The following is a 25,424-nucleotide window of genomic DNA, read 5'->3' on the forward strand; positions in this document are numbered from 1 at the left end:
CACCTCGGCGACAGCCCTGTCGTCGACCTCAACGCCGCATCATTACCGGGATGGCACTGTGATGAAGGATGTGGTGCGTAGCGCCGCCAAAAGCCCACTCGCTAAATCGCGATCGTCCGTAGGCGCCCATGACGAGTAGGTCGGCATCGTGTTGCGCTGCCGCGTCCAATAGTGTCGCGCCTATGTCGCCGTCGGCCGATTCGATGTCGATCAGTTCCACGCTGAAGGCCTGCCGCGCCAGGTAGGTTTCGAGCGAAAACACCGGCCGCCAGCCGATCTCCGAGTACGGGTCCCCGCGCGTGCCTCGCAGCACGACGATGCGCCTGGCCTGTGCGAGCAAACCCCTGGCCGCGTGCAAGGCACGCAGTGCCTCGGGAGATCCGTTCCACGCAATGGCGACGCAATCGAGTGATTGGCGCTGCGGTGCACCCGGCGGAACAACCAGCGTAGGCATCCGCGTTGTCAGCACCAGATTGCCGACCTCCCAAGGGGCTGTCCAAGGGGCCTCGTTGCCGCGATCAATGACAAGTAGGTCGTGCCAGTTTCCCAGGTGCTGCAAGATCTGAGGGACGTGGCCCTCCGCCACCTGCCATTGGGCGCTGCGGACGCCGTATTCGGCCGCACGACGCTCAAATTGCGCGTGAACGGCGTAGGCCTCTTCCTCAACCTTGCGGATACTCGCAATCAGGGACGCCGCGATATCGATGCCCCCATAGGGTGCTGCATAGCCGACGGCCGGCGAAGGGCACACGTACACACCCGTCAGCCCGCCGCGCAGCGTCGAAGCGATCTGCGCCGCCCAGATCATCGCCGGTGTCCAGGCCGACAGGCTGTTCGCATAGACCAGAACGTCTTTCATAGTGCCTCCAGGGCGAGATCTCTCTCGCGTCGATCGACCAACGGGATCCTTGCCGGCTGGCCGGGTCAATGACGCAGAAACAGTGGCACCGTGGCGTGGTGCAACGCATGTAATGTCATGCCGCCGAACAGCCATTCCGAATAGCGGTGAGTACCGTAGGCGCCCATCACGAGCAGATCGGCCTGGCACGAAGTGGCGAACGCGAGGAGCGATGCCGGCGATACATCGCGTAGCACCGTCGTCCGAAGGGGGCCGACGCCTTGCCACGCCAGGTAGGACTCGATGGACCAGGGGGATTCCAGTGTGGATCCCCGCTGCTTCCCGCGTTGGCGCATTGCACGATTTCCACGCGACATGCCCGCCTGAGCAGTGGCAAGGCCGCGAATACCGCGCGCTGCGCTTCGCAGGAACCGTTCCAGGCGACAACAACCGTCGCCGCACTTGCCATGGATGCGGGAACGTCGGCCGGAACCAGCACAAACGGCAGCGGCACGCTTAGAGTGCCTAACAAAACCGTTCAATCGCACGCCAGCAGATCAATGAGCAAGCGAGCAATCCGAAGGCCAGATAGATTTCAGGGCGGCGCTCATACCGGATGCGAAGGCGTTTGAATCGGTTGAGCCAAGCAAACGTTCTTTCGACGACCCAACGATGCTTTCCCAGTCGCTGGCTAGATTCGACGCCTCGCCGAGCGATACGCTGGACGATTCCACGGTGCCGTAACGCGTGTCGGCAATGTTCGTAGTCGTATCCCTTGTCAGCATGAACCTTGTCTGGCCATCGCCGAGGACGCCCTCGAAGACCACCAACCGCAGGTAACGCATTGACTACGGCTTCGAAGCACTTGCTGTCGTGCGTGTTCGCGCCGCTGATGAGGAACGAGAGCGGCGTGCCCCTGGCATCGACCGCAACGTGCCTTTTGCACCCCAACTTTCCTCGATCGGTAGGATTTGGACCGGTTTCCTCCCCGCCCGGGGGGAAGGAACACTCGCTGCATCCACACTCACTCGCGACATGTCGATCTGATCGTAGCTACGCAACCGCCGCAACAGTTCCTTGTGCAATCGATCCCAAACACCGCTCTGCTGCCAGTCTCGCAGCCGTCGCCAGCAGGTCATGCCGGATCCATAGCCTAGCCGGAGCGGCAAATGCTCCCATGGAATCCCCGTCCTCAGGACAAACACGATGCCGTTGATGGCAGCACGATCCGGCACTCTTGGCCGACCACCTTTCGGGCGATCTGGCTCCGGCGGAAGTAGCCGCCGAATCACGTCCCATAGATCGTCCTTGATCTCAAGCTTACTCATCCGTCAGCACTCAACTCTTTGTGGCTGACGCATTGTAGACTACGCGGCGTTTTGTTAGGCACTCTTAGTAGCAGTCGCCCCATGTCGTGGGCAAAGCGCGTCGTCTCGTCCGCGGGGCGTACGACGGCACACAGGTCGTGCCAGTTGGCGGCGGACCGCAGCGCTACGATCGGCGTCTGGTCGGTAGAGAACCAGCGCGCCCGCGGCACGTGCCTTTCGTGTGCCCATTGCACGAATCGGGGACCGGCGTCCTGCTCGGCTTCCTTTTCACTACGCAGGAGGTCGACCAGCTCGGCGTAGAGGGCGGCCGATTCAACCGTCGTGAAATCAATGGGCGAGGGTTTGACGTACAAACCGGTCAGGCCGGCATCGATCCGCTCGGCAAGTGCAGCGACGTAATGCAGCCCTTGGTTCCATTGCCGGCATTCGCCCATCATCGTAATGATATCGGCCATGATGAACTCCGAGCGCTTTGTTCCAGTGTGCTCTTGTCCGAATCAGCCCTGTTGATCTGTATCACGGTGCAGGCGACCGCGCGTTCGACAGCGTTTCGACGGTCCACTGGGCGACTTCGCGTCCGAGGCGGTCGGCGCCCTCGCCGAAGGCGAGGATGACCTGCGGCAATGCCGGTGTTGACGCAATTTCTTCAACGGACACCGTGCGGCTGGCAAGCGAGCGTCCGTCTGCGACACGTATCAAGCGGGCGTCAAGGACAATCACTACCGTCGGTCGATTCCGATCGCGATATTCGGCCTGAAAGGCGCGCAAGTCGGATTCGAGCAAATAGTCGGCGCGCTGGGCGCTGCTGCTTCCCGCAGCGCCTGGCATCCCGCCGGCACGTAGCGCATGCACCAGGAGCGACTGCAGGAGTAGCGTGGGTGCGTCGGTCCAGCGGGCGCCACGGTAGATGGCAAGCCGCTGCTCCGAGGGCGATACGAGGATGCCCGTGCCCAGCAGCGGCGACAACGATTGCGGTTCCACCACTTCGATCTGCCAATTGCCCGCCGGCGTATGCGCCGACGGCGGCGATGCCCGAGGCGCCAGATCGTACAACTCCACATTCTTGCGCTGCCCGAGCAGTGAGCAGGCGCAGAGCATCTGAACCAGAATAGCGGCGAGGAAACCGGGCCGTAGCGCTCGGATCATGGCTCGAACTCCTTCGGCCGCTCACCCCCCAGAAGGTATCCGCCGGGATCATCCTTCAGACGCGCAGACACCGCCCGGAGTAGCCGCAGTGTGGTGCGCAGTTCTACGATCGCAGGCGTCAGCTGCGCAAGCCCGCTATCGGCAAATCGCGTGATCGGTTCGCGCGTCTCCACCAGTAGCGACGTCGCTGTATCGGTCGTGCGCTGCGCCGAGGCGATCCATGCGCGCGCGGATTCGAGTAACGGACCGGCATCGCGTACCAGCGTGCGATCGGCCGATTCCGCCAGTTTCTCTACCCTCGCCAGCGTGCGCCGGAGCTGCAGACTGGCCGCTGCGAGTTCGTCCATCAGTCCACCGAGTGCCTGGCGCTCTTCGGCGAGAGAGTGGGTAATGTCGTTGATGTTGTGAAGGGTGGCCGTCACCTGGTCGAGGTTGTCGTCGGACAGCAGCCTTCCGACACGCGCGAGCGCCTCGTTCGCATTGAGCGCAACATCCTGGCCCGAGGACAGTAGCGACTGCATGGCAGAGACATCGGCAGTGATCTGTGCGGTCGTTGCGCCCTGTGCCGGCATGAGCGCAGGCGAATCCGGCGAACCGCCTGACAACTGGATAATGGTTACGCCTGTCAGTCCGATCAGATTGAGGCGTGCACGCGTGTCGACTTTGACAGGCGTATCGGCGTTCAGACGAACGTGAGCAATCGCACGCCGGGGATCATCCGGCTGCAGCGACAGCTTGCGGACTTCGCCAACCTGTATGCCGTTGTATTGCACGGCGCCGCCGATGGTGAGGCCGGTCACCGGTTCGGCGAAAACGATGTCGTAATAGGTCCATTCGCGCTCCAGCGAAAGCTTGCCCAGCCACAGTACGAAGACAAAGGCAGCGAGAAAGGCGCTCAGGGCGAACGCGCCGATGAGGACATAGCTAGCTCGGGTTTCCACGAGATACTCCGGAATCGTGCAACGGCGAAGGACCCCGCGCGCCGCGCGCGCGCGGCCCCTGGAAGCAGGCGCGAATCCACGGATCGGAATGATGTTCGACGACGTTGACCGGCCCTTCGGCCGCAACGCGCCCGCCCGAGAGAACGGCGACGCGATCGCAGATCGCGTAGAGGCTGTCGAGGTCATGCGTGACGAGGAAGACCGTCAGGTTCAGCGCATTACGGAGTGTGGAAATGAGTTCGTCGAACGCGGCAGCGCCCACCGGGTCCAGACCCGACGTCGGCTCGTCGAGGAACAGAATCTCCGGGTCGAGCGCGAGTGCCCTTGCCAGACCCGCGCGTTTGCGCATTCCGCCAGACAGCTGCGCCGGGTACTTGGCAGCCGCGTCGAGCGGTAGCCCCGTCAGTGCAATCTTGAGCAGCGCGATGTCATGGACCAGATTCCTGGGCAGATCGAAGTATTCGAGCAGGGGTACCTCGACGTTCTCCAGCACGGTGAGTGACGAGAACAATGCGCCATCCTGGAACAGCAACCCAAAACGGCGATCGATCTCGCGGCGCTGGTCGGCGCGCAGGTGCGTGGTGTCCTGCCCGAAGAACTGGACGCGCCCCGCATCGGGATTCTTCAGTCCGACGATGGAGCGCAACAGCACGGACTTTCCAGCGCCAGAGCCGCCGATGACGCCGAGGATCTCCCCGCGGCGCACGTCCAGATCCAGTGCATCGTGAACGACCTGCGCGCCGAATGCGTTGCGCAGGCCGCGAACGGCGATGACGGCATCGTCGCCGCTCATAGGTGCATCTCCATAAAGAACATGGCAAACAGCGCGTCGAACACAATGACGAGAAAGATGGACTGCACCACGGCGGAGGTCGTATGGCGGCCGACCGACTCGGCGCTGCCTTCGACCTTGAAACCTTCCAGGCAACCCACCGCGGCGATCGTCAAGGCAAAAATGGGCGCCTTGACCATTCCGACCCAGAAGTGCCGTAGTTCTGTCATCTCGTGTACGCGGCTGATGAACATCGCCGGCGTGATATCCAACGACATCGTGCCCACGATGCCCCCGCCGACGATTCCCGAAATCATCGCAATGAAGGTCAACACGGGAAGCATGGTCAGGAGTGCGAGGAGCCGCGGAATAACCAGGAGCTCCATCGGGTCCAGCCCCAGGGCATCGATCGCATCGAGCTCTTCACGACTCTTCATCGAACCGATCTGCGCCGTGAATGCGCTGCCAGATCGCCCGGCGAGAAGGATAGCCGTGAGCAACACACCGAACTCGCGCAGAAACGAGTAGGAGACGAGTTCGACCGTAAAAATTTCCGCGCCGAAATCGCGCAGCACCGTCGCACCGAGGAAGGCCACGACCGCGCCGACAAGGAAGGACAGCAGGCTTACGATCGGCACGGCGTCAAGTCCGGCCTGTTCCATGTGAAATACCGTCGCCGTAAGGCGCAATCGCCGACGACCGATCACTACTTTGCCCAGCGTCACCAGCATGGCGCCGATAAAGCCGAGCAGGTTCCGCAGCTGCTCCCAGACACCGACCAGCGTGGCACCGGTGCGCTCCAGGAGACGTGTGAAGCTCGCATGTACCAGCCGTGGCGGCGCCGGATCCCGATGGCGCTGAGCCACCAGGCGCAGCAGCGCCACGTCCGCGGAATTCATGCCGTGCCAGTCGGCTTCGCCCACGGTTTCAATGGTCGGCCCGAACGCGCGCAGCAACGTAACCGTTAACTACCGGACGTACTTGCCACCTTCCCGCTGCAGCGTGTAGAGGATGGATCGAAGCGGGGCGTCAGCGAAGTGCTGTTTCCAAAGTCTGGGCGTGAGCTCATGAACGCGTGAAGCGGGATGTTGGCCGACGCGCTGTAGGACGTCGACGAGGTAGGTGTAAGGATCGATGCCGTGTAGCTGGCAGGTAACGATCAGGCTCTGCACGATGCCGACGTGCTTGGCGCCCAGCTCTGTCCAACAGAAGAGCCAATTGCGGCGTCCCATGGGGATGGGCCGCAAGCTGCGTTCGAGATGATTGGTGTCGATCGGTACATCGGGATCGGTCAGGTAGACCGACAGCGCGACACGCCGTTCCCAGGCATAACTGAGTGCCTTGGTGAAGGGATTGCTGGGTAATAGGTCTGGTCGTCGTCGTTGTTGTTCGACCCAGTCAAAGAACCACTCGATCCGGGGTTTGCTGTGCGTGGCGCGGAAGTTCTGTTTGTCTTCGGCGGCAAGATTTCGATCGCGTATGTCTTGCTCGATTTCGTAGAGCGCGCCGATCAGCTCCAGCGCTTGTGCGGTGCCCTCGGGGTCGCTGCTCTGCGCGTCAAAGAACTCACGACGGCAGTGCGCCCAGCATTGGGCATGCGTGACGCCGGTTTGCTGCGCGTAGCGCGCATAGGCGGCGTAGCCGTCGGACACCAGCACGGCGTTGTCGCGCTGATGCAGACCCAGCGTTTGGGCGACCACGGTGTGCGCTCGTGTAGTGGCGAATGGGAAGCACACCTCGTCCTTGTCGCCGTATACCGGCCAGAAGTAGCCGGTTTTCATCTTGCCCTTGCCGGCCTGTCCGGCCTTGATCGGCGTCTCGTCCATCGCGATCACGCGACTGTCGCGGATCGAGGTCAGCTGCGCCTCATAGATCGGATACAGCAACGCACAGATCTGCTGACTGAGCTGGTTGAGCCAAGGGCGGCTCACGGTAATGCCGGCATCGCCCAGTTGCTGGTGTTGGCGATAGAACGGCAGGTGGTAGCGGAATTTGTTGACCAAGAGGCCCGCGCAAAAGCTCACATCGGCGCGGCTGCCCTCGAGCACGCCGGAAGGCGCGGGCGCGCACAACAGTTCACCCGTATCGCGTTGCTTGTACACCGGCCGCACGTATTTGATCACCACAAAGCTGGCCGGCTGCTGCGCCACCCGGAAGCTCTCTTTGTCGCCGATGTGCTCATACGCATCCGGCGCGAGCGCATCCATCCGCGGTGTGGTGACGACCACCGTATACATCGGTACACGTGATTCGTCGAAGAACGGTACGCTCTCGCTCTGCGCCGCATCGGTACGCGGTTTGCTCCGAACATGGGCAGGCACAACCTGTGACGACGCCGGCAATGACGCAATCTTTGCCGGATCGATCAGCATCGCATCAAGCGCCATCTGCGCCGGGTTGTCGATCAAACGGCGCTCACTTTTCTGGCCAAATATCTGGCGCTTGAGCCAGTCCAATTCGTTCGCCAGCGTGTCGATCCGATTCGTCAGTGTGCCAGCCAGATCGACCACCTGCTGCGGGCTCATTTGAGCCGCTTCAGACAGTGTCAATGTCGCTGCTGGCGAAGGACGTTTCATGGTCATAGCGTACGCGATTGTGTACACGATGTATCGGCATTCCCGCGCTGCAAAACGTAGCGTTTGCGCCTAGACGTATTCGCTACATCGATCCCTTCAAGCAACAGCTTCAACGCCGTCCAGTCCATCTCGCGCGATCGCACCTTGCGCCAATCACGGATGAAACAACCGCGCTCCAACCGCTTGCTCCACACGCACCAACCGCTGCGGTCGAAGTACAGCACTTTCGTCTGCGTACCACGCCGGTTCACGAAGACGAACAGCTGTCCGCTCAGCGGATCACAGCGCAGATCGGAACGCACCAAAGCGCTCAATCCGTCGAACGACTTGCGCATGTCCGCCGGATGGCCATACAGCTGCACGCGGATCTGGCCTTCCGGAAAGAACATCAGCCGCGCACCACGTGAATCACCAGGCCACCGCCCAGATCCAGCCGGATCTCCGTGCGAAGACTCGCTCCCGAAATCGGCGACGATGCGGCACTGGCACCTACCACACCCAAATCCACGAAAGGCGACTTACGCGATGAAGCCGCCGGCGCCAAACGCGAATCGACCAGCAAGCCACGCCACCGATACACACTGGCCGCACTGATCCCTTCGCGCTCGCAGAACGCCGCGACCGAAAGATCGCTGCGCTCCAATCGCGACAACACCTCTCGCCACTGCGATTCGCTGCGTCGAATCCGAATACCTGCCGCCTTGCTCGCCATACCTCATCTCCACTCGTCTCGACACCCGTCGTGTCGGCGCCCATTTTCGGGGCTTCGCGCGAGAGGGGAAGGACGCCGGGGAGTTAACGCTTACGCAGCAACAGCAGGGCGCCCGTCGTATCCAACGCCGTCAATCCGGCCGCCTCGACCACATAACCCGAAGACGGCCGCGCGGATGCGGCAGCGTCGACTGCCGTTACCAGGGTGCGCGCATTGGATAGCGTCCATTCCCCGGAAACCACAAGCGCGTGACGACCGGAGTCCTCACGCACCCACTGGATCGCGGCAGCGGAGTTCACGGCCCCCACCGCCATCGCCGACGGACCTCTCCCAGGGAGGGATACACGGCCTTCTCCATTTTGAGGGGCCCGCCCGCAGTATCCCGGACCTCGGCACGCGGCGATTGAGATAGGTCAATATTTCCTGGCGCCGGGCACTGGCCGACACCGGCAACCAACGGCGGTGATCACGCGTCGCGTCTGACACGCGCACCGGCGAAAGCGCCAGAACGGCGCAGAGAGTCTGGGAAGCAATCCGGGACGGGCTCATCAGGAGGGCCCGGTCGCCGGAATCGCAAAAGAGGTGTAGCTTGCGATAGCGGCCTTGTCGACCTCTAGTGTGGTGTTCCATTAATACGCTTAACTAATTGCGCGCCCCAGCCGACCGACACTCGCGATGATCTGGTCGGCAGTGCGTCGCCAAGTGAAAGGCTTTGGATCTTGGTTGTGTTGGTGCAGGTATTCGCGAATGGATCGTTCGAGGTCGGCGACGCTCACGTGTGCGCCACGCTTGAGCCAGCGCGTGGTCAACGTGGAGAAGAAGCGCTCCACGAGGTTGAGCCATGAAGCCGATGTCGGGGTGAAGTGCAGGTGGTAGCGCGGACGCTGAGCGAACCAGCTACGCACCGCCTCGGTCTTGTGCGTGCCGTAGTTGTCGAGGATGAGATGGATGTCGAGACCTTTCGGCGCATCGCGGTCGATGGCATTGAGGAACTCGAGAAACTCGGCACTGCGATGGCGGCGCTTGAGGCGGCCAATCACCTTGCCGGTAGCCACATCCAGGGCAGCGAAGAGCGAAGTGGTGCCGTGGCGCTGGTAGTCATGCGTATGCGTTGCCGGCTTGCCGAAAGTCATCGGCAGGCCAGGCTGCGTGCGGTTGAGCGCCTGAATCTGGCTCTTCTCATCCACACACAGCACCAAAGCCCGGTCAGGTGGCGCCAGATACAAACCCACAATGTCACGCACCTTGGCCACGAAGTGCGGATCGGTCGACAGCTTGAAGGTCTTGGTCAGATGTGGCTTCAAGCCGAACGCACGCCAGATCCGATGCACGGAAGTCGCCGATACGCCGCTGGCCTGGCTCATCGAACGCACGCTCCAATGCGTGGCTTTCGTGGGTTTGGCTTTGCGGGTGCGTTCGATCACTGCCTGCACGCACTCATCGTCGACCGAACGCGGACGACCAGGACGCGGGGCATCGGTAAGCCCGGCAAAACGATACGCCGCGTAGCGACGGCGCCACTTCGATACCGTCTGCTCCGAGACAGCGTACTTCTTCGCAATCGCTTCCCCACCAAGCCCATCTGCGCACGCCAGCACGATTCGAATCCGAAGCTTTTCGTCTTCGGGCGCTTTGCGTACTGCCAGCTGCGCCAGCAATTCGCGCCGCTCATCGGCAGAGATCTCGAGCTTGCTGATCGGTCGACCCATGCGCGCCATCTTCGCAGTCTCCGTCGGGGACTACGAGAGATTACTCCTTTGGCCAATTAATTCAATCTATTAACGGAACACCACACTAGCAGGCCGTTGAGAAAACCCAATTTCCGCCCAGATCAAGCTGGCCAAGTGTTCGTTCGTGGTGCAGTAGCTGGTCGATAGTGTGGGACTTGCGAGCTACGTCGGCGAAGGATTCCACCATCCTTGGATGCCGCCGATGCGGATCAAGTTGTAGGCGGCGAATGTCCAAGTAACCCATGCGCGTACAGCCGGAAGTCCCACGCGAGTCAGCTTTCGAAGTTCACCGATGGTCTTGACCCAACCAAATCCTTGCTCGATCTTCTTTCGAACCCGCTGGCTGATCGCGTATCCCTTGCTTGATGCGGTGCGTCCGTCAACTGCACTTCGACGGTGGCTATTGTTCTGGGCAACGTGAGGCTTGATACCACGCTCCTTCAACGCGGCTACGAAAGCATGAGTGTCATAGGCTTTGTCTGCACCCAATGTGCATCCGGCGCCCAGGAGCATTTCGTCGACCAGCAACAGGCCGCTTTCTCGCTCGGATGTCCCAGTCGCATGGCGTACATCAACTCCCACCAGCAGACCGTTCCGGTTCTCCATCAATGTGCTGGCTTGGTAGCACAGCTTGGCTTCCTTGCCAGCACCTTTGCGCATCAAGCGTGCGTCGGGATCCGTCGTAGATTCGTGTGTTTCGTTACTGCGCTTTTGACCGTGAAAGTTTCCGCTGTCATCGCTACCGTCGCCGTCCTTCGGGCGAAAGCTCTTGTGAGAGGCCCAAGCCTCCAACAGTGTTCCGTCCACCGAAAAGTGCTCGTTACTCACCAGCTGTTTGAGCTGCGCCACCAACACGGTGTGATCGAAAAATCGTTGGGCGATCTCTTCATCGAACAACCGATCTCGATTGAACGAGAAGGTGGAATGGTCCCATACTCGATCGTCGATATTCAGGCCAACAAACCAGCGAAACAGAAGGTTGTAGTCCAGCTGTTCCATCAGCAGTCGCTCGCTGCGTACGCTGTACACGACCTGCAACAGCGATGCACGAAGCAACCGTTCCGGCGGAATGGACGGCCGCCCGATCCTGGCATAACGCGACTCGAATAGTTCGTCCATATTTGCCAAGATTCCGTCAACCAATTCCCGCAACTGACGAATGGGATGATCCGGCGGAACGCGTGCCTCGACCGATACGTAGGAGAACAATCCGAGTTGCTGAACGTCCGGTGTTCGCATGCTGAGTGGCTTCAGTCAATGGCGGAATGCTGCATTTTGCACTGAATGGGGCTTTCTCAACAGCCTGCTAGGCCGGTAATGCCGCTATTTGTCACGACGTCACCTCGCGCTCGATGGCTATGTCCCCCAAGCGGATATGAACAACAAAACGGGTTCTGGCTTCGTCGAGGTCGACTGATTCGAGTATTGCCGGCACGCTATTTCCTGTATGCAGCTTCCGAATGATCTTGCCCCGGTCTACCGGAAAACCCCTTTACTCATGAATATCAACAAACGTATGTTTATATGTGAGAGCAATACGGCCTTTTCCAAAAAAACCTGACATTGAAAGCCTGTCGGACGATCGAAGCGAGGCTATCAGCGGGCGGCCGCGCTCAAGGCAGCCGGTTATCGTGAGTGTAGCCGTGACGTCCTTGTTGGCCTCATCAGTTGCCTCGCCTTCGCTTACATGGACACGCTTGCCACCAGTAATGCATGACAGCGATTCGGGACTTACTGCTGTCGCGTCAAAATATTCCGGTCGAGCTGTAAGAGCCTCTTTGAGTGCAACGATTGCAGGCGTCACGAACTCCGCTTCGTCGCGTTCCACCGGAAAATAGTGCGCGCCACTACATTGCTCATTGTTTAGGCGGGATGCAATCTCTGCTTTGATATTTGACTCCCAAAGTCTATCCAATGCGCCGTCTTTCGCTATCGGTACTAAGAGTCGCGCGCAAAACGCGGGTTCCGTAGCGATGTCAACCTTCCTTACGCAGTAGTTGTTGTCGCATACCGGTTCTGACGGGGTTCCGGCGCCGGATACCGCAGCGAGAGCTAGCAGGGCAAGAGAAACGGCCACGCAATTATTCCTGTTCAAGGGGCTGGTAGTTCAGGCCGCGCATGCACCACCTGTGGACGCAGGAAGGCCGAGCAGGAAATAGGCGATCAGCGCAACCGAAGGGCTTCACCTGTGACCACGCCACCCTTCCGACTCACGCCGGGACGAGCGCAGACAGTTGCCCTGAGCGAATCAGACCGTATGCCGCGTCTTCCATTTCTCTCCTATTGACAGAAGATATTACTATCAAGTTTGGCTCGAAGAACGCCATACCTCGATCGAGCTCGCTGGCCACTTCCTGGCTGAGGCGGGCGGCGTCGTAGAAGCTCAAGCGATACTCAGCTCCCGCAGCAGCAATCGTTGCTCCAGAGAAGTGACCTTTTGCGGTGACCTCCCACTCGTAATCGGAAAAGTCTGGTGGTAACACGAACGAATAGTCAGTCATTTCGGCGATCTCATGGAGACTACTTGACGCAGCTGATAGAGCCCTCTTTGGTCATAGTGCCGAGCCCCCTTCCATAGATCTCTGATCACACGGCCGGCGTCGTTTGCGGCATCTACCACCACCCGGTCCGTTCCAGGATCGCAAAAGAAGATTTTCATATGCGCCACAGTGTTGTAGTGTTTTCCGGATTTGGATGGCAACCGAGGCAAATGCTCGTCGAAAGCCTTTTGCAGTGACCTCACTTTCGCAATCAGAAAGTCTCGCGGTAGTTAAAAAGCGAAAAGTCGGTCACCTCAGCTCTCCGTGAGGACCGAAGCTTCCTTAGGGGATTTCAATGACATCTCGTTGCTCGAAGAGGCTATTCAGGCCTTCCTCAATGCTGTTTCCGAAAAGGCAAAGGAAGTCGTCGTACGCGCCGAAAAGTTTTCCAGTACGCGACAGCATGAGCACCATGTGTCCGTCATATAACTCACCTACCACAACGAGCTCTTCTGATACTCGATGTTCGTAGGCGATGACCTTTTCTCGGTAGATATGCTCCATTGCGAGAGTGGGATTGAAGTGAACTGATTGCTTCACAGTGCTGTCCCTATAGGACGGCATCTTGCCGACCATCCCGCCAAACTTCGACAGAAAGTGCGAAGAAGTTGGGAAGTAGGGATAGCCCTCATCCCGCATGGCCGAGAAGAACGGTGTTGGATCAACGATTCTTTCCTCGCACCAACCCATGTCTTTCAGATATGACTTTGATGTAGTTGACAATTCTGGATTAGTCACTTGTGGCTCTCGCACCGTCAGTAGTAATTACACAGTTTAGGCACCGCGGAACAGGCGCTCCGTTTCGCGTGTACACGGTGTGGACTTCAAGATTCCGGATCTTAGCTCCGTCATGTAATGCCTTATTTACGCAACTGAACTCTGCACAATTGTCAACACTCCAGAGTTGAAGGCTCTTTTGAGGCATGCGACCACGAAGGTACGGATGAATGTCGGCAGGAGGGCTTCCGCTATAAGCGAAGTAGAATCGACCTCTCTCGACATCCACAGCGGCACTTGTTGCAGTTGGCAGTTTGGTCTTAGAAAACTGACCGCGAAGTGCTTCGGCATATGCTTCGGAAAGTGGCCGTGCCAGTCCCGAGTATACCGTCGCTCGGGTACCTGACGCGATCTTGAGGATAAGGCCGGAGTTTAGAGTGCTTACGTTGAACGCCACCTCCCAGGTGGCAGCAGTTTGAAGCTCTTCGTCCGAAAAGTCGCTTACGCCAATTTCCGGGAACATCCACTTGAAGGGTCGAAAGACCCCTGTGAGGGTGTGGTAGAAGACGAAATAGCCCGTCTTGTACCGCGTCAAGGTATTCTGTATGAACGTCCGTTCCGACGAGACGCCGCGGTCGCCCATTTCAACCGTTAAGGGCAACATGGCGGACCGGGCTCCTTGATTGGCAGCATCCGCGAACTTGTTGAGTGCGCCTATGTCTGCTGAACTAGACTTGGTTGAAGGCTGCGAAGCGGCGGCGCCGTTCCCAGTCCCACCGACGGTGCCCGCACCATTGCTGCGCATCACGCCAACACTGACTGCTGCGCTCTCGGCGGCCCCCATTGTTGGGCCATCGGTAACGACAACAGTGGTGTAGACCCCAAGCTTATTTGCAGACCTTGAGTCCCGCACCATGGTCGTGCACGACATCCCAGCTGTGATGCCTTGCGTCGGAGTCTCGCTGCAGCTCTGATACCCGCTCGGATCCTTTCCCGACAATGGATTGTTCAACACATAGCTATACGGATTCAGACTCTGACTCTGCGTCGGACTCTGCACGATCGGATCGACCGCGAGGAACCGGCCGAGGTTGTAGTCGTAGACGCGGCCGCCCATGTGGATCAGTGCGACGTCGTCGGCATGTTCGTGCTTGGTGAAGCCGTGGATGGTGCGGGGCAGGCCGAGGGTGCCGCCGCGATCGCCGAAGTCACCGTTGCGGGCTTTGCCGAAGGCGTCGTAGCTGCGTTGCGCGCGGGTGGTGGCATCGATGCTGGCGATGGTGGAGCCGAGGCGATCGCGCAGAGCGATCGTGACGGTTTCGGTGGCGCCGACCTTAGTGACGATCACCGGGCCGAGTTCGTGGATATGCGTGGTTCCCACGCGCTCGTAGCCGGAATCACCGTAGTAGCGTGCGCCGCGGCTGGTCACGCTGTAGACGCGTTCGCCCAGGGGGCTGTACGCCCAGCTGTCGGTGCCGCTCGGCGTGGAGGTCTGGCCCGGGCCCGCTTCGAAGCCGTGCTTGAAGATGATGTCGGTCGTGGTGCTGGTGCGGCTGATCGTCTTCGGCCGATTTTCCGCGTCGACGAGCACGGTGAGGTTGGTACCGCGGATGACGTTGCCGTTGGCGTCGCAGTGGTACTCCTGCATGCCACCGCCGCTCAGCATCACCCTGGAAACGCCGTGCGGACCGCAACCGTTCTGGTTGTAGGTGTACGCGGAGTCGTCGTCGATACTGAAGTCGGTCTTCTTGCGAATATTGCCGCTGGCCGTGTAGCCGTACGACGTCGGTACGCCGTTCGTCGTGGCTTTGATGAGCCGCTGCAGCGTGTCGTACTGATAGCTCTCGTTGGCGGCGCTGGCGCCCTGGGCGGTGCGGTTCTGCGTCGCGAGATTTCCGAAGCTGTCGTAGGTGTAGCTGACCTTGTCGACCTCGGCCGCCCCCTGTTTCCAGGTCATGGACTTGGATTGCCCGGTGCTGCCGTAGTCGACATGGCTGCCGGTGAGCACCAGGGTAGGGCTGGCGGTGATAATTTCGCCCGTGGTGTGGCCCCAGGAATTGGCTGCGGTCGCTTTCCAATAGGGTGTAGCCGCGCCAACCTTGGTCAGGGTTTCCCGGTGGCCGGTTGCCGTGTAGGTCGTCTCCACCGCAAGACCACTGGGGTAGGTGTAGACGCTCGGGCGGTTGTAGCCGTCATAGTCAGTGCTGTGCGTGAGCGTGACCGGCGTCCCTTCGCTGATCGTCGTCGTCGCGCCCGTGGGGCGAGACATCGCGTCGTAGGCGTAGATCGATTTCCAGACTTCCGGATTCTGGCTGGGAGTGCGACTGGTGCCGCGCCGGCGCGTGACGTCCTTGATCTGGCCAATGGCATTGGCAGGGTCATAGGTGTAGTCGTCCTGGAAGACGTCATTGCTCAGGCCAGCGGGCAGCGAGACGGGCGGGACGATCGTTCCTTGCTTGACCCGGCCGAGGGCGTCGCGCGCGGTGACCGTATTCACCACGTTCCGCGCGTCCGTCTGCTGCAGCATTTCACCGAACGCATTCACGCGGAACTGCCAGGTCCCCTGGTCCGCATCGGTCATGCTGGTGCGCCGGCCCAAGGCGTCGTACGTCGACGTGCTGACGACCTGCTGGGGATCCTGCAGCGCAATGACCTTGCCGTTTGCATCAGTCCAGAAGCGGCTGATGCCGCCTTTGGCGTCCTTGGTGTGCAGGATCTGACCGCGGCTGTCGACGGCGCGCGTCATGTCCATGCACAGGTTGAGTGCGTTAGCGGGGCAGGTGTAGCCGACGTTGAGGCCGATACTGGCAGCGTGCACCACAATGCGTGTCGTACGGCCGGTATAGAAGTACCGCGTCACCACATCACCGTGCACGGGATCGAGTTCGGCGCCTTGGCCCAATTTTTCGGTAGGACGGCCCAGGCGGTCATACTCGAAGCCGGTCTCATAGGGCACGCCGCCTTCCATATAGGGCGTGCTTTGCACGGCGACCCGGCCCATTGTGTCGTATTCGGTGTGGGTCAGGATTAGCGTGCCGGAGAAACCGCGCTGCGCCTGTTTCACCACGCGGCCCAGGCGATCATGCCAGCTGACCGTCGTGGGGTAGCCCGGGTGAACGGTGGTCACGCGCCAGGCGGCCGTCGGGGCGCTGATGGTGCTGCCTGCAACAGCACCCGGGCAGCTGGTGCCATTGCAGCGGTGGATCGCTGTTTGCACTGCCGAGCCGATGATCTGTCCTGTGCTATCCCGCTGCTCGACCGAGGTGGCGCGGCCGAACACGTCGTAGATCGTATGGACGGACAGATTGTTCGGATCAGTCACCGAGACCGGCTGTCCGTCGGAGGGGCGGCTCTGCGTCTTCGTGACGCGGCCATTGGCGTCGGTCACCTCAAAGGGGAAATAGCCGTCCGCTGCCGCCGAAGACCCATTCGTCGTGTAGTTGAACTTCGTCGTACGCGTGGGGCTTTGCGCGGCCGCGAGCCCCACTGCGTCCACCGTCACTTCCGTTGGCAACCCATAGTTGATGCCAGGCGGATCCGCATCGGTCGGGTACTTGAACGAAGTCCGCACGTGCTGATCCACAACGCCGCTCTGCACGGTGCGCGTTCGCGGCAGACGGGTCGTCGGCAGCCAGGTGTATTCCGTGGTCACCGACTGCGTGGGTGCCATTGCGCCAACCGGCAAGGCATGTGCCGCCGTGTATGTCACCGATTTGGTGACGGTTTCGGATTTCAGCGCGTCGACCCACCAATGGATGGCATCGGCAGCGTCGAAGGTACGGTGTGTGCTGACCGTGTGGCTGGCGACGAACGCATCCGGCCCGGCGTCAACGGTGGTCACGACCGAATCGACCAGATTGCCATAGGCCGCCGCGTCTGAGCCGTTGTCCCAGCCAGACTGTGCCGATGCCGCCGTCGCGGCGTTATGCGTGGTCACCGTGCTGACCTTGGTGCCGCTGAGGTCGTGCGCGTCATCCACCTGTTTGTCGATGAATGGGCGGTATACCGTGGTGCCGGTAGGGCTGGGCAGCGTGTTGCCCATCGGACACGCGCCGCGATTGCTGCGCGTGCACGCCCAGGTGGTCATCGATTTGGCGATGAGGGTACCGGTGGGTGTTGTGGTTCGGGTCGATTCAATGCGCCCGGTCAACGGGAACTTCTGGTGGAAGGTCGTTTCCGTCTGCACCTGCTGGCCGCTGCCGATCATCGTGTTGCGGGTGGTGATCTTTCGGAAGCCCTGGAAGCCACGCCCGCCGTTGTTGTACATCGCCTCGGAATAGGCATAGACCGCACTGCGGTGGGAATCGATATTCGCCTCGACGATGTCGCCGCCCTTGCCCTGCAGGAACGCGGCGACAACCGGCATCGAGCTTCGGAAGTAGAAGTGCCGCTGATCGATGTAGCCGCTCGCCGGGTCGAGGGTGTAGATGGGCGAAAAGTCGTCAGGGTCGTTTGAGTTCGACAGGGGCAGGTAGTACCACGCCGCGTGGTCGCCCACGCCATTGATCACGCGATCGAGGATTTCCGGGAAGATGATTCCCGACTCCGCCAGGCGCTTGTCCGCACTCGTCAGGTTGGGGTCATGAGCGCGGGCGTTGCCGGTGTTGACCTGTACACCCCGATTGAGATTGATGTACGGGACAAAATGATCCTTGAAGTAGCTCGTCGCGACCGGGCCACTCTCCGTTGCGAGCTGCGCAGGTCCGTAGACGCCATCATTGACGACCTTGCAGCCGTCGTAGGGGACGGTGTTGAAAGTGCGTTTGACGCCGGAGCACCCCATGCCGGTGACCAGATCGGACATGCCGTCGCCATGTAGATCTTCCGAACGCACCCCACGATTGACCGACGTCAGCTGCGACGCAAGCGACGTAGGCACCACTTTGACGGTAATGGTGTTTGCACCGGTCTGGACGAACTTGAGCTGGTCCAGGTAGTAGGTGCTCGGGTCGAACGCGGACAGGTTGGGCTTGGACGCCACCTGGCCGCTGCTGTACATGTCATAGACGAGCTTGCCTTCCCACAGGCCCCACCCTTGGGCGGTGACGCCAGGCATGCTGAATCCGCCGCCCGGCTCGGGGGGCATGCGTAGACGACGCACTGCTGCGCGGTCGAGGATTCACCGCTGTCCGGAGGGGATGGACATTCCATACCAACCGGAAGAGCAGGCACCAAGGCGACGACGCACATCTTTACCGCAAATTTTCTGGTGCTGGAAACGGCTGTGAGATCGGGTTTGCCGTCGCTATCGACGTCCATGACGGGCAGCCGGTCCGCATAGCGGAAGCTGATGCCATTGCCCTGCAGGCCCAGACCCGCATTGGAGCCGGTATTGATGATGCTGCCGAGTGTGCCGCCCTTGTTGAGCCGCACCTGCCACGTACCATTGGGCCGCGCGAACACAAAGTCGTCCAGGCCGTCTGTATTGACGTCAAGCCAGTGCGTGACGTAACCCTCGCTCCAACGGCATTCGTCGGTACCCGCGCCGCCACTGACAAGTCCGATGCCGGTGCAGGATTTGAGGGTTCCGCTGAGTGCATTTCCGGCGCGTTGCGTCAGCAGGACGCCGCGAAAGTCGACGGTCGGACTGCCCACTGCGCCGCTTTTGCGGATCAGGAAGAGGTCCGGCAGCCCATTCCCGTCGAAGTCTGTCGCTTGCGTGACCGAATCCTGGGTGAAGGGGCTGAGCGTGTTGGTAAGACACACCAGCGGCTGCGTCGGCGTCGTGAACGTTGCCTGGCCCGACAACGTTCCCGGTGGCGTCGTATTGGTGTAGATGAAGAAGCCGTTGCCGCCACCGGCGCATTGGCTGGTGGTCGCTGGCTGGGTGATGCCAATGTCGACGCGGCCGTCGCCATCGAAGTCGGCCGCAAACGAACTGCCGCGGACGTAGGTTGCGGCGATGTTGCTGGAGAATGTCCGAAGGGAGTTGGGGGTGGCGACTGCCCCACGCGCCAGGTTCCATGCCCGGAAAACCACGCTGCCGTTGAGGTTGTCGATAATCTCCGAACGCCCATCGTTATCGATATCGGTGACGTCTTCGCCGAGCTGGCCGGTCAGCTCCACCGCCGTCCGGACCACACGGTCGTCCTTGAGCTGGACCAGGTAGTTGCGAGTGGTGGTGCCACTCAGTACGTCAGCGACCAGTTCGCGCGTGCCATCGCCATCGAGATCACCGATGGACCGGACGTTGTAGGGGCTCCGCACGATGCCGGCGGCAGGCAACGCGCTGGTATCGGTATTCCAGTTGGCCAGCGACCGCAGCGGAAAGTGGTACGAACCTTCGGCCATCTGGAACGTCGTGGCCGGGTGGCAGACCTCGCCCGATCCCCCCACCGCGCACTCCTGCCACTGCGTCAGCAGCAGGCGGCCAGAGTAGGTGGACGCCTTGTAGGAAGGCCGATAGACACGGACATTTTCAGTCCCGATCGTGGTGGTGATCGCGGCGATGACCTTGGTCTGCATCGTCAGGCCACCCGCCAGATAGCTGGAGCCCAGGTCCATGCCCTGTTGGGCAGCGGCCTGACTGCGCGACTGCCACGTCACCTGGACGTGCCGGTCGCCGTCGTTCTGCCCATGACCGGTGTAGGTGACGCGGCTCAGCAGGCGTTCGCCATTGCCGAAGTCCGTGTAGGCATATCGCTGGAAGTTGCCCACGCGGTCTTCCACACGGGCGACCATCCAGGTCAGCGGCGCCGGCGAGCCGTCGGGTATCTGTGCCGCATCCATCGCGCCACAGGCATTCGCCGAGACCAGTGCGCCCAGATGAAGGATGCGCCCGGATTTCTCTTCCACCGTGAAGCAGCTGTTGCCGGACGTGAGGGATCCGTATTGCTTGATCCTCGCAAAGCTGTCGACTTCCGTACGGTACTCGGCGTTCGATTGGCCGTAGGTGCCGGAAACGGCCACCAGCCGTTGGCCGTCCAGGCAGAGTTTGTCGGATGCATCGAACCGGACGCCACGTGTCTGGCCATCCTGTTCCACCGTCTGCGGGCAGCGTGCAATGGCGGACAGGCCGGACAACGACCAGCCCAGGCCAGCGACGCCTTCGCCGGCGCGGCTGCTGTAATTCATTGCCAGGGCTGGCTGCATTCCTGCGCGCCCTGGCGGCACGACGATGGGGAAGGAATAGGCTGCAGCGCCGCCTTCCACGCTCGCTTCGCCGGTGAGTGTGCCTACCGTCGGGTCGTGTGTGCCGAGGTCTTCGGTCGCCTCGTAGAAGGGGCTTAGCCCACCGTTGGGGACGAAAACGTCCGGCCCGGTGGTATCAACCGAGAAAGAGGTGACCTGCACGCTGGCCAGCACTGGCACGGCAAAACCCAACAGGCCGAGCCCCAGGGCTCGCCAACGACGGCTATCGATCATGATGTGTCCCGTGCGACGCAGGGCGTCGCTACAAAGAATGGCTGGTAGTGGTGTGAAACCGAGAGATGTGCCCGCAAGGTGGCAGACGGATGAAGTGCTGGGTGCGCTATCCGCTTTGTCCATCTGGCAACGCGCTACGGATACGCCATCACATGCTCCTTGCCCCATTCCAGCGCGACGCGCCCGTACACGACCACCATCGGCCGTTGCCGCACGCCGGAATCCCCATTTGATCGCATCGGCATGTCAATTCCTGAGACACATCGGCTGCTGCGGCGACGCCTGCAGCGTTGATCACGAAATACCACGCAAGTGCACAAGGATAAAGTCCATTTGTCAGCAACGCTATCGTGTTGACAGCTATTGCAAGATCCGGGTGAACGTCCGGCGGCTGGTCTTGCAGAATTGGCGATCTGCGTGGCGCGAAAACGTCGGAGCGATGCTATTCGGATGCATGCCCCTGGCAAATGGCTGACGCAGAAGGACACGGAACCACCGGTAACCCGTCCTCGCCGCAGTGACGACGGCACCATGAAAGCCGGCAACCCACACCGCGCTGCACCCGTGCTCGTCAGCACAGCCATGCCCGACCGCGTTCCGCGGCGGCGCGGTTGGCAGATGTGGGATGCCGGCCGTTTTCATGGCAAGCGTCACCGGAAACACCGTCTCACCGTTTGCGACGCTGCGGACCTTCCGGAACGGCCCACAACGCGGCATCGAGTGAGTGACCGCTCCGGTGCGGTCGACGGCATTTCCTGTGGCGTTCGCACGACCAATAGCAACCAAAAGTGGAACCGCACGATGGGTGTCGCCGATCGCGGAACTGGTCCATCGTGCGGTCGCATTCGCGATCACACGCTACGAAATGCGTGGCGTAGCGTGTGGTCACCGCAGGTGACCGCACGATCGGGCCTATTCATTTGCCCCAACCACCCATCGTGCCATCACACCGCGAAATCCTACGCTTCCATCTTCGCCGCGACGCTACGCTCCGACTTTTCCCACGCATACTCCGCATGACTTTCCAGCACCGTCATCGCATCGATGTAATCGGTGAGATCCGCCACCAGCATGCCCGCATCATGGACAAGGTCGGCATCCACGCCGTCGTCGACAGCGGTGATCACGCGTAGCATCTTCGCCATCGTGCGCAGACCGGCCAGGCTACGGTCGCGGACATGGCGCGCCGTTCCGAGCAGGCGAGGGAAGTCGGCCTGGCTGACGGCGTAAGGGGAAACCAGCACATCGTGGATGCTGTATTCGACCGCTTCGGATGGCGCGGTGTCGTTCCGGCAGGGCTTCATGCGAAAGCCCTCCAACGGAAGACATGCAGCATGCGCTCCAAGGCGTAGCGCCCGTTGGAACTGTGGAAGATCGATAGGGCGGGGAGGGCGGGCAACCGCCTGCACTGGCGCGAAGCCGGATGCAGGCGGCGGGTACGACTCGACGGCAAACGTTCGCCGGTAGCGAACGGGCGTTCCATGCGGAGAGACATTGCGTGTCCTCGACGAGTGGGGATGACCCGTCACCGGACCCGAAGCGGTGACGGACGGCGCGTGGTTGGCATACCGGAAGTTGGGACCGGCCAGCATTTCTGCTGCCACGCGCCGCCCGCCATTGAAACCTGAATGGTATCAATAGGTGCGCCCAGCCGACGACGGCGGACGCAAAAAAAGCGCCGACATCGACGGATGGACGCTAGACGGCGCCAACTTCCAGGATGCCAATCCCGGGCTGCCGATTTGGCGGCAGCGAAGTGATTCTGCGAACGCGATGCCGCGACGTCAATCCGTATGGTGACAGAAATTCCGGGCGGCGCGGTATGGATGGCAGTCCTGGTGCTTCGCGGCGCCAATTGGCTGCTCGAAACCCTACGGATATCGCTACACCACCGCACCAAAATGCCACAAACGCAAAGTCGCAGCCCCGTAGCCCGGGTTAACCCGAAGGGTTCACCCGAGTGAACCTCGCGATGCGGTCAGATTTCGCGCAGCCGGCCCAGCCCTCGGCGTGAACAGCGGCGCGCAGCGTGATCACACCGGCGAGCGGACACCCACCTCCCAACCGCTATACGAAATCACGCACTGTCGACTGCCACTCACGCTGCGCCAATTGCGGCGCACTCGGTGCCGGCTGAAAATCACTCACGCTCGACCGGAAACCACGCGAGCATGGGTGATTTTCATCCAAGGGTCCGGGTGATTTTCGGCCACCGTTGATGGACGATCAGTCAACGTCGACTGCGGCGCAGTCATGGCCGAATGAAAATCAGGCAGCGTCGATGAAAAATCATTCACACCCTCGGGTGATTTTCACCTGACGATGGGTGATTGCGTACGGCGAGTGAGTGATCATCAGTGGTGCGACCCTGAAATTCAGCGGCAGTCGACTAAAAGTCTGTCACGGGTGCGCGGTGCGCAAACGGCGCCGAGCAAGAGTCACTGACGCCTGCGTGTTCGGTAATCAGCGTTCAATGACAGTCAGCCGATAGTGCGTGCGCGGAAGTCATCGCTGCGCGACGCGAACGCACCGTTGCCTGTACGGAAACCACTTCTGACGGAATATCAGTCAAGGCCACAAAAAAACGCGCGACCGTATCTGGCCGCGCGTTCGGGTGCTTCACCTCACCATCTGTGTGTGGCGACGGTGAAGGGTAGAGTGGATAGAAGGTTCCGACTGTCGGTCACGCCTCGACCGGCTCGTCGCTTTCGGCGACGACAGAACCGTTCTTGCGAAACCGCGACGACAGGTCACGCCGCAAGGATTTCAGGCCCTGGTCCTTTCCGACGACCTTCAACAGGGCGTAGCCCTCCAACGAGGCTGTCATCAAGTCGCTGCCGATGGCGATCATCGTGTCATCGGCCCGGTCCATCAGCCGCTGCAGCCGCGCAAGCCGAGGGCGCAGGTCGTCCCAGGCTTTGAGATCCGCCTGGGTCTCCGAAAAGTTGAAGGCGGGTGGAATCAGCTGGGGGTGATCTTGCCCCAGTTTCCCGGACACCGGCCTAAGCGACTTTCGGAAGCTCGTACTGTTCTGGACTGACGTAGCCCAGGGTGGAGTGGAGCCGCTGTCGATTGTAGTAGACCTCGATGTAGTCGAACACATGTGTACGCGCCTGTTGGCGCGTTGCGAACCGCTCGCCGTGGATTGCTTCGACCTTGAAGCTGTGATTCCAACTTTCCATCGCGGCGTTGTCGTAGCAGTTTCCTTTGGCACTCATACTGGCTACCAAGCCATTCTCCGCGAGCAAGGCGCGATGTTCGCGTGAACAGTACTGGCTCCCGCGGTCGGAATGAATGATCACGCCACGCGGCCGCTGGCGGCGAAATAGCGCCATTCGCAGGGCGTCGCACACGAGCGTAGCCGTCATTCGATCCGACATCGACCAACCGACAACACGCCGGGAAAATAGGTCAAGCACGACCGCCAAGTAGAGCCAGCCTTCCGCCGTGTCCACAAATGTAATGTCCGCGACCCAGGCTTGGTTAGGACGCTCGGCACTGAAGTTCTGCTGCAACAGATTCGGCGCCACCGGCAACGAGTGCGCGGAATTCGTTGTCGCCTTGAATTTGCGCGCCGCCTTGGCGCGTAAACCTTGTCGGCGAAGGCTTTCGGCTACTTGGTTGTGTCCCGCATTGATGCCTTGCTGCTTCAAACCGTGAGTCAAACGTGGCGCCCCTGCTCGACCTTTTTGCGCCCGGAAAGCGCTATCTACAACGGTATCCAACGCTGCTCGTTGGCGGGTCCGTCGCGACGGCTTTCGCTTGCGCCACTCGTAGTATCCACCCGGCGAAACGGTAAGCGCACGGCACATCATCCGCACCGAGTGCTGCCCTTCGTTCTCGGCGACCACGGCGTACTTCATTTGGGCTGTTTCGCGAAGTACGCCGCCGCTTTTTTTAAAAAGGTAACTTCTTCCTCAAGACGGGCGACCTCGCGCTTCAGGCGTGCATGGTCCGCCAAAATTGCCCGCTGCTCCTCGGTCATTTGACCCGCTTGCTTGGACTTCAGACGCCACGAATACAGCTGGCTTTCCGCCAATCCCAGGTCTTTCGCCGCGATAGCGACGCCGTCCTTCTCGGCGCGGGCCAGCGCCTGTTCCTTGAACTGCGCGCTATAGCGATTGCGGGTCTTCTTTGCCACAACTTTCTTGGTCATTTGCCTCACCTCAGATGGCGATATTGAATCGCTTATCGGGGTGTCCGGCAAACTGGGGTAGGATCAGGGGTTCATCGACAGCACCGTCACCGTCTGGCGGCAGAAGGCTTCGGATTTGTCACCCATTTTTGTCAAGCCGCGGACCTGGTCCGGCGTCAAGGCGATCAAGTTAGCCAGTCGCGCTTCCAGCGTGGAAAGCGCCTGGTCGATTTCCGACAACTCCGTGTCGGTCCAGGCAATCGAGATAACGTTTTGCATGTTCTTTCATCTTATGTGAGTTGATCAACAACGCCGGCTACAGGCGCCGGCGATGGAAAGAATGGCATGCTTGAAACTGGTAAGAAAATGCAGATTAACCACAAGTTTGCATAGGTTGCATCAGGTACAATGCGCGCATCGCCGAGGTATACATACCCTGACGTTTCGGTATGTGCGAAGCACATGCGTCGCTGAGTATAGCCAGCCCGGTGACCATCGCCGCATCGCTACCGGCGGACGGCAGCCAACGACACACCACTTGTCAGCGTCATAGCCACCGGAAACCCAGTTCGCGACCGATTCCGTCGCACTGACTGCCACGCCCAGGCCGTGCGTCTTCCGGAA

22 protein-coding genes and 1 pseudogene are annotated in these 25,424 nt (G+C 60.8%); all 23 read right to left on the reverse strand.

Annotation, left to right across the window (positions count from 1 at the left end; all coding sequences use genetic code 11):
- Positions 1-28: 28 nt before the first annotated feature.
- Positions 29-859 carry a universal stress protein gene (locus N4264_RS14455; RefSeq protein WP_261692956.1) on the reverse strand — a complete coding sequence of 277 codons (831 nt, stop codon included), beginning with the start codon at positions 857-859 and terminating at the stop codon, positions 29-31.
- 65 nt (positions 860-924) lie between these two features.
- Positions 925-1,194, reverse strand: a complete 270-nt coding sequence (locus N4264_RS14460; RefSeq protein ID WP_261692957.1) for a universal stress protein — start codon at positions 1,192-1,194, stop codon at positions 925-927.
- 169 nt (positions 1,195-1,363) lie between these two features.
- Positions 1,364-2,166 (reverse strand): IS5 family transposase gene (locus tag N4264_RS14465; RefSeq protein ID WP_261692958.1). Its coding sequence is split into 2 segments (ribosomal slippage): positions 1,364-1,839 and positions 1,839-2,166, totalling 804 coding nucleotides; the frame shifts between segments, so codons are not numbered across the junction.
- On the reverse strand, positions 2,163-2,621 hold the full coding sequence (locus N4264_RS14470) for a hypothetical protein (RefSeq protein ID WP_261692959.1): 459 nt from the start codon (positions 2,619-2,621) through the stop codon (positions 2,163-2,165). Before N4264_RS14470 ends, N4264_RS14465 begins: the two co-directional genes overlap by 4 nt.
- A gap of 61 nt (positions 2,622-2,682) precedes the next feature.
- Positions 2,683-3,312, reverse strand: coding sequence for an ABC-type transport auxiliary lipoprotein family protein (locus tag N4264_RS14475; RefSeq protein ID WP_261692960.1), 630 nt, complete (start codon positions 3,310-3,312; stop codon positions 2,683-2,685).
- Entirely contained in the window at positions 3,309-4,253 is a 945-nt protein-coding gene (locus tag N4264_RS14480) for an MlaD family protein (protein WP_261692961.1), read from the reverse strand. Before N4264_RS14480 ends, N4264_RS14475 begins: the two co-directional genes overlap by 4 nt.
- A complete protein-coding gene (locus tag N4264_RS14485) occupies positions 4,237-5,046 on the reverse strand; it encodes an ABC transporter ATP-binding protein (RefSeq protein WP_261692962.1) in 810 nt (269 codons plus the stop codon). The genes N4264_RS14480 and N4264_RS14485 overlap by 17 nt, the downstream gene beginning before the upstream one ends.
- A pseudogene (locus tag N4264_RS14490) lies at positions 5,043-5,870 on the reverse strand (MlaE family ABC transporter permease); the annotation flags it as partial. The gene N4264_RS14485 and the pseudogene N4264_RS14490, both read right to left, overlap by 4 nt.
- Positions 5,871-5,993: 123 nt before the next feature.
- A complete protein-coding gene (gene tnpC, locus N4264_RS14495; protein WP_261692848.1) occupies positions 5,994-7,601 on the reverse strand; it encodes an IS66 family transposase in 1,608 nt (535 codons plus the stop codon).
- A gap of 2 nt (positions 7,602-7,603) precedes the next feature.
- Positions 7,604-7,990 (reverse strand): IS66 family insertion sequence element accessory protein TnpB, encoded by a 387-nt coding sequence (tnpB, locus tag N4264_RS14500; RefSeq protein ID WP_261692849.1) that lies wholly within the window; start codon positions 7,988-7,990, stop codon positions 7,604-7,606.
- Entirely contained in the window at positions 7,990-8,313 is a 324-nt protein-coding gene (gene tnpA / locus N4264_RS14505; protein WP_261692850.1) for an IS66 family insertion sequence element accessory protein TnpA, read from the reverse strand. The genes tnpB and tnpA overlap by 1 nt, the downstream gene beginning before the upstream one ends.
- Before the next feature lie 83 nt (positions 8,314-8,396).
- Positions 8,397-8,612 (reverse strand): hypothetical protein, encoded by a 216-nt coding sequence (locus tag N4264_RS14510; protein ID WP_261692964.1) that lies wholly within the window; start codon positions 8,610-8,612, stop codon positions 8,397-8,399.
- A gap of 339 nt (positions 8,613-8,951) precedes the next feature.
- Complete coding sequence (locus N4264_RS14515) at positions 8,952-10,022, reverse strand: IS630 family transposase (RefSeq protein ID WP_261692906.1); 1,071 nt, start codon at positions 10,020-10,022, stop codon at positions 8,952-8,954.
- A gap of 183 nt (positions 10,023-10,205) precedes the next feature.
- Entirely contained in the window at positions 10,206-11,282 is a 1,077-nt protein-coding gene (locus N4264_RS14520; protein ID WP_261692907.1) for an IS5 family transposase, read from the reverse strand.
- Positions 11,283-11,535: 253 nt separating this feature from the next.
- Positions 11,536-12,120 carry a hypothetical protein gene (locus tag N4264_RS14525; protein ID WP_261692965.1) on the reverse strand — a complete coding sequence of 195 codons (585 nt, stop codon included), beginning with the start codon at positions 12,118-12,120 and terminating at the stop codon, positions 11,536-11,538.
- Positions 12,121-12,253: 133 nt separating this feature from the next.
- Positions 12,254-12,544, reverse strand: coding sequence for a hypothetical protein (locus tag N4264_RS14530; protein WP_261692966.1), 291 nt, complete (start codon positions 12,542-12,544; stop codon positions 12,254-12,256).
- Between the two features lie 321 nt (positions 12,545-12,865).
- Positions 12,866-13,321 (reverse strand): SUKH-3 domain-containing protein, encoded by a 456-nt coding sequence (locus tag N4264_RS14535; protein ID WP_261692967.1) that lies wholly within the window; start codon positions 13,319-13,321, stop codon positions 12,866-12,868.
- Positions 13,314-18,104 (reverse strand): RHS repeat-associated core domain-containing protein, encoded by a 4,791-nt coding sequence (locus N4264_RS25695; protein WP_343232007.1) that lies wholly within the window; start codon positions 18,102-18,104, stop codon positions 13,314-13,316. Before N4264_RS25695 ends, N4264_RS14535 begins: the two co-directional genes overlap by 8 nt.
- Before the next feature lie 47 nt (positions 18,105-18,151).
- Positions 18,152-20,665, reverse strand: coding sequence for a SpvB/TcaC N-terminal domain-containing protein (locus N4264_RS14545; protein WP_261692968.1), 2,514 nt, complete (start codon positions 20,663-20,665; stop codon positions 18,152-18,154).
- Positions 20,666-21,624: 959 nt separating this feature from the next.
- Positions 21,625-21,969 (reverse strand): hypothetical protein, encoded by a 345-nt coding sequence (locus N4264_RS14550; RefSeq protein ID WP_261692969.1) that lies wholly within the window; start codon positions 21,967-21,969, stop codon positions 21,625-21,627.
- 1,379 nt (positions 21,970-23,348) lie between these two features.
- A complete protein-coding gene (locus N4264_RS14555; RefSeq protein WP_261692970.1) occupies positions 23,349-23,663 on the reverse strand; it encodes a hypothetical protein in 315 nt (104 codons plus the stop codon).
- A 4-nt stretch (positions 23,664-23,667) separates the two neighbouring features.
- Positions 23,668-24,821, reverse strand: a protein-coding gene (locus N4264_RS14560; RefSeq protein WP_425508274.1) for an IS3 family transposase whose coding sequence is annotated in 2 segments (ribosomal slippage) — positions 23,668-24,572 and positions 24,572-24,821 — 1,155 coding nt in all. Because the reading frame shifts where the segments join, the coding sequence is not laid out codon by codon here.
- A gap of 63 nt (positions 24,822-24,884) precedes the next feature.
- On the reverse strand, positions 24,885-25,079 hold the full coding sequence (locus N4264_RS14565; protein WP_261692972.1) for a hypothetical protein: 195 nt from the start codon (positions 25,077-25,079) through the stop codon (positions 24,885-24,887).
- Positions 25,080-25,424 lie beyond the last annotated feature (345 nt).

The sequence above is a fragment of the Tahibacter amnicola genome (genome assembly GCF_025398735.1).
Classification (GTDB): domain Bacteria; phylum Pseudomonadota; class Gammaproteobacteria; order Xanthomonadales; family Rhodanobacteraceae; genus Tahibacter; species Tahibacter amnicola.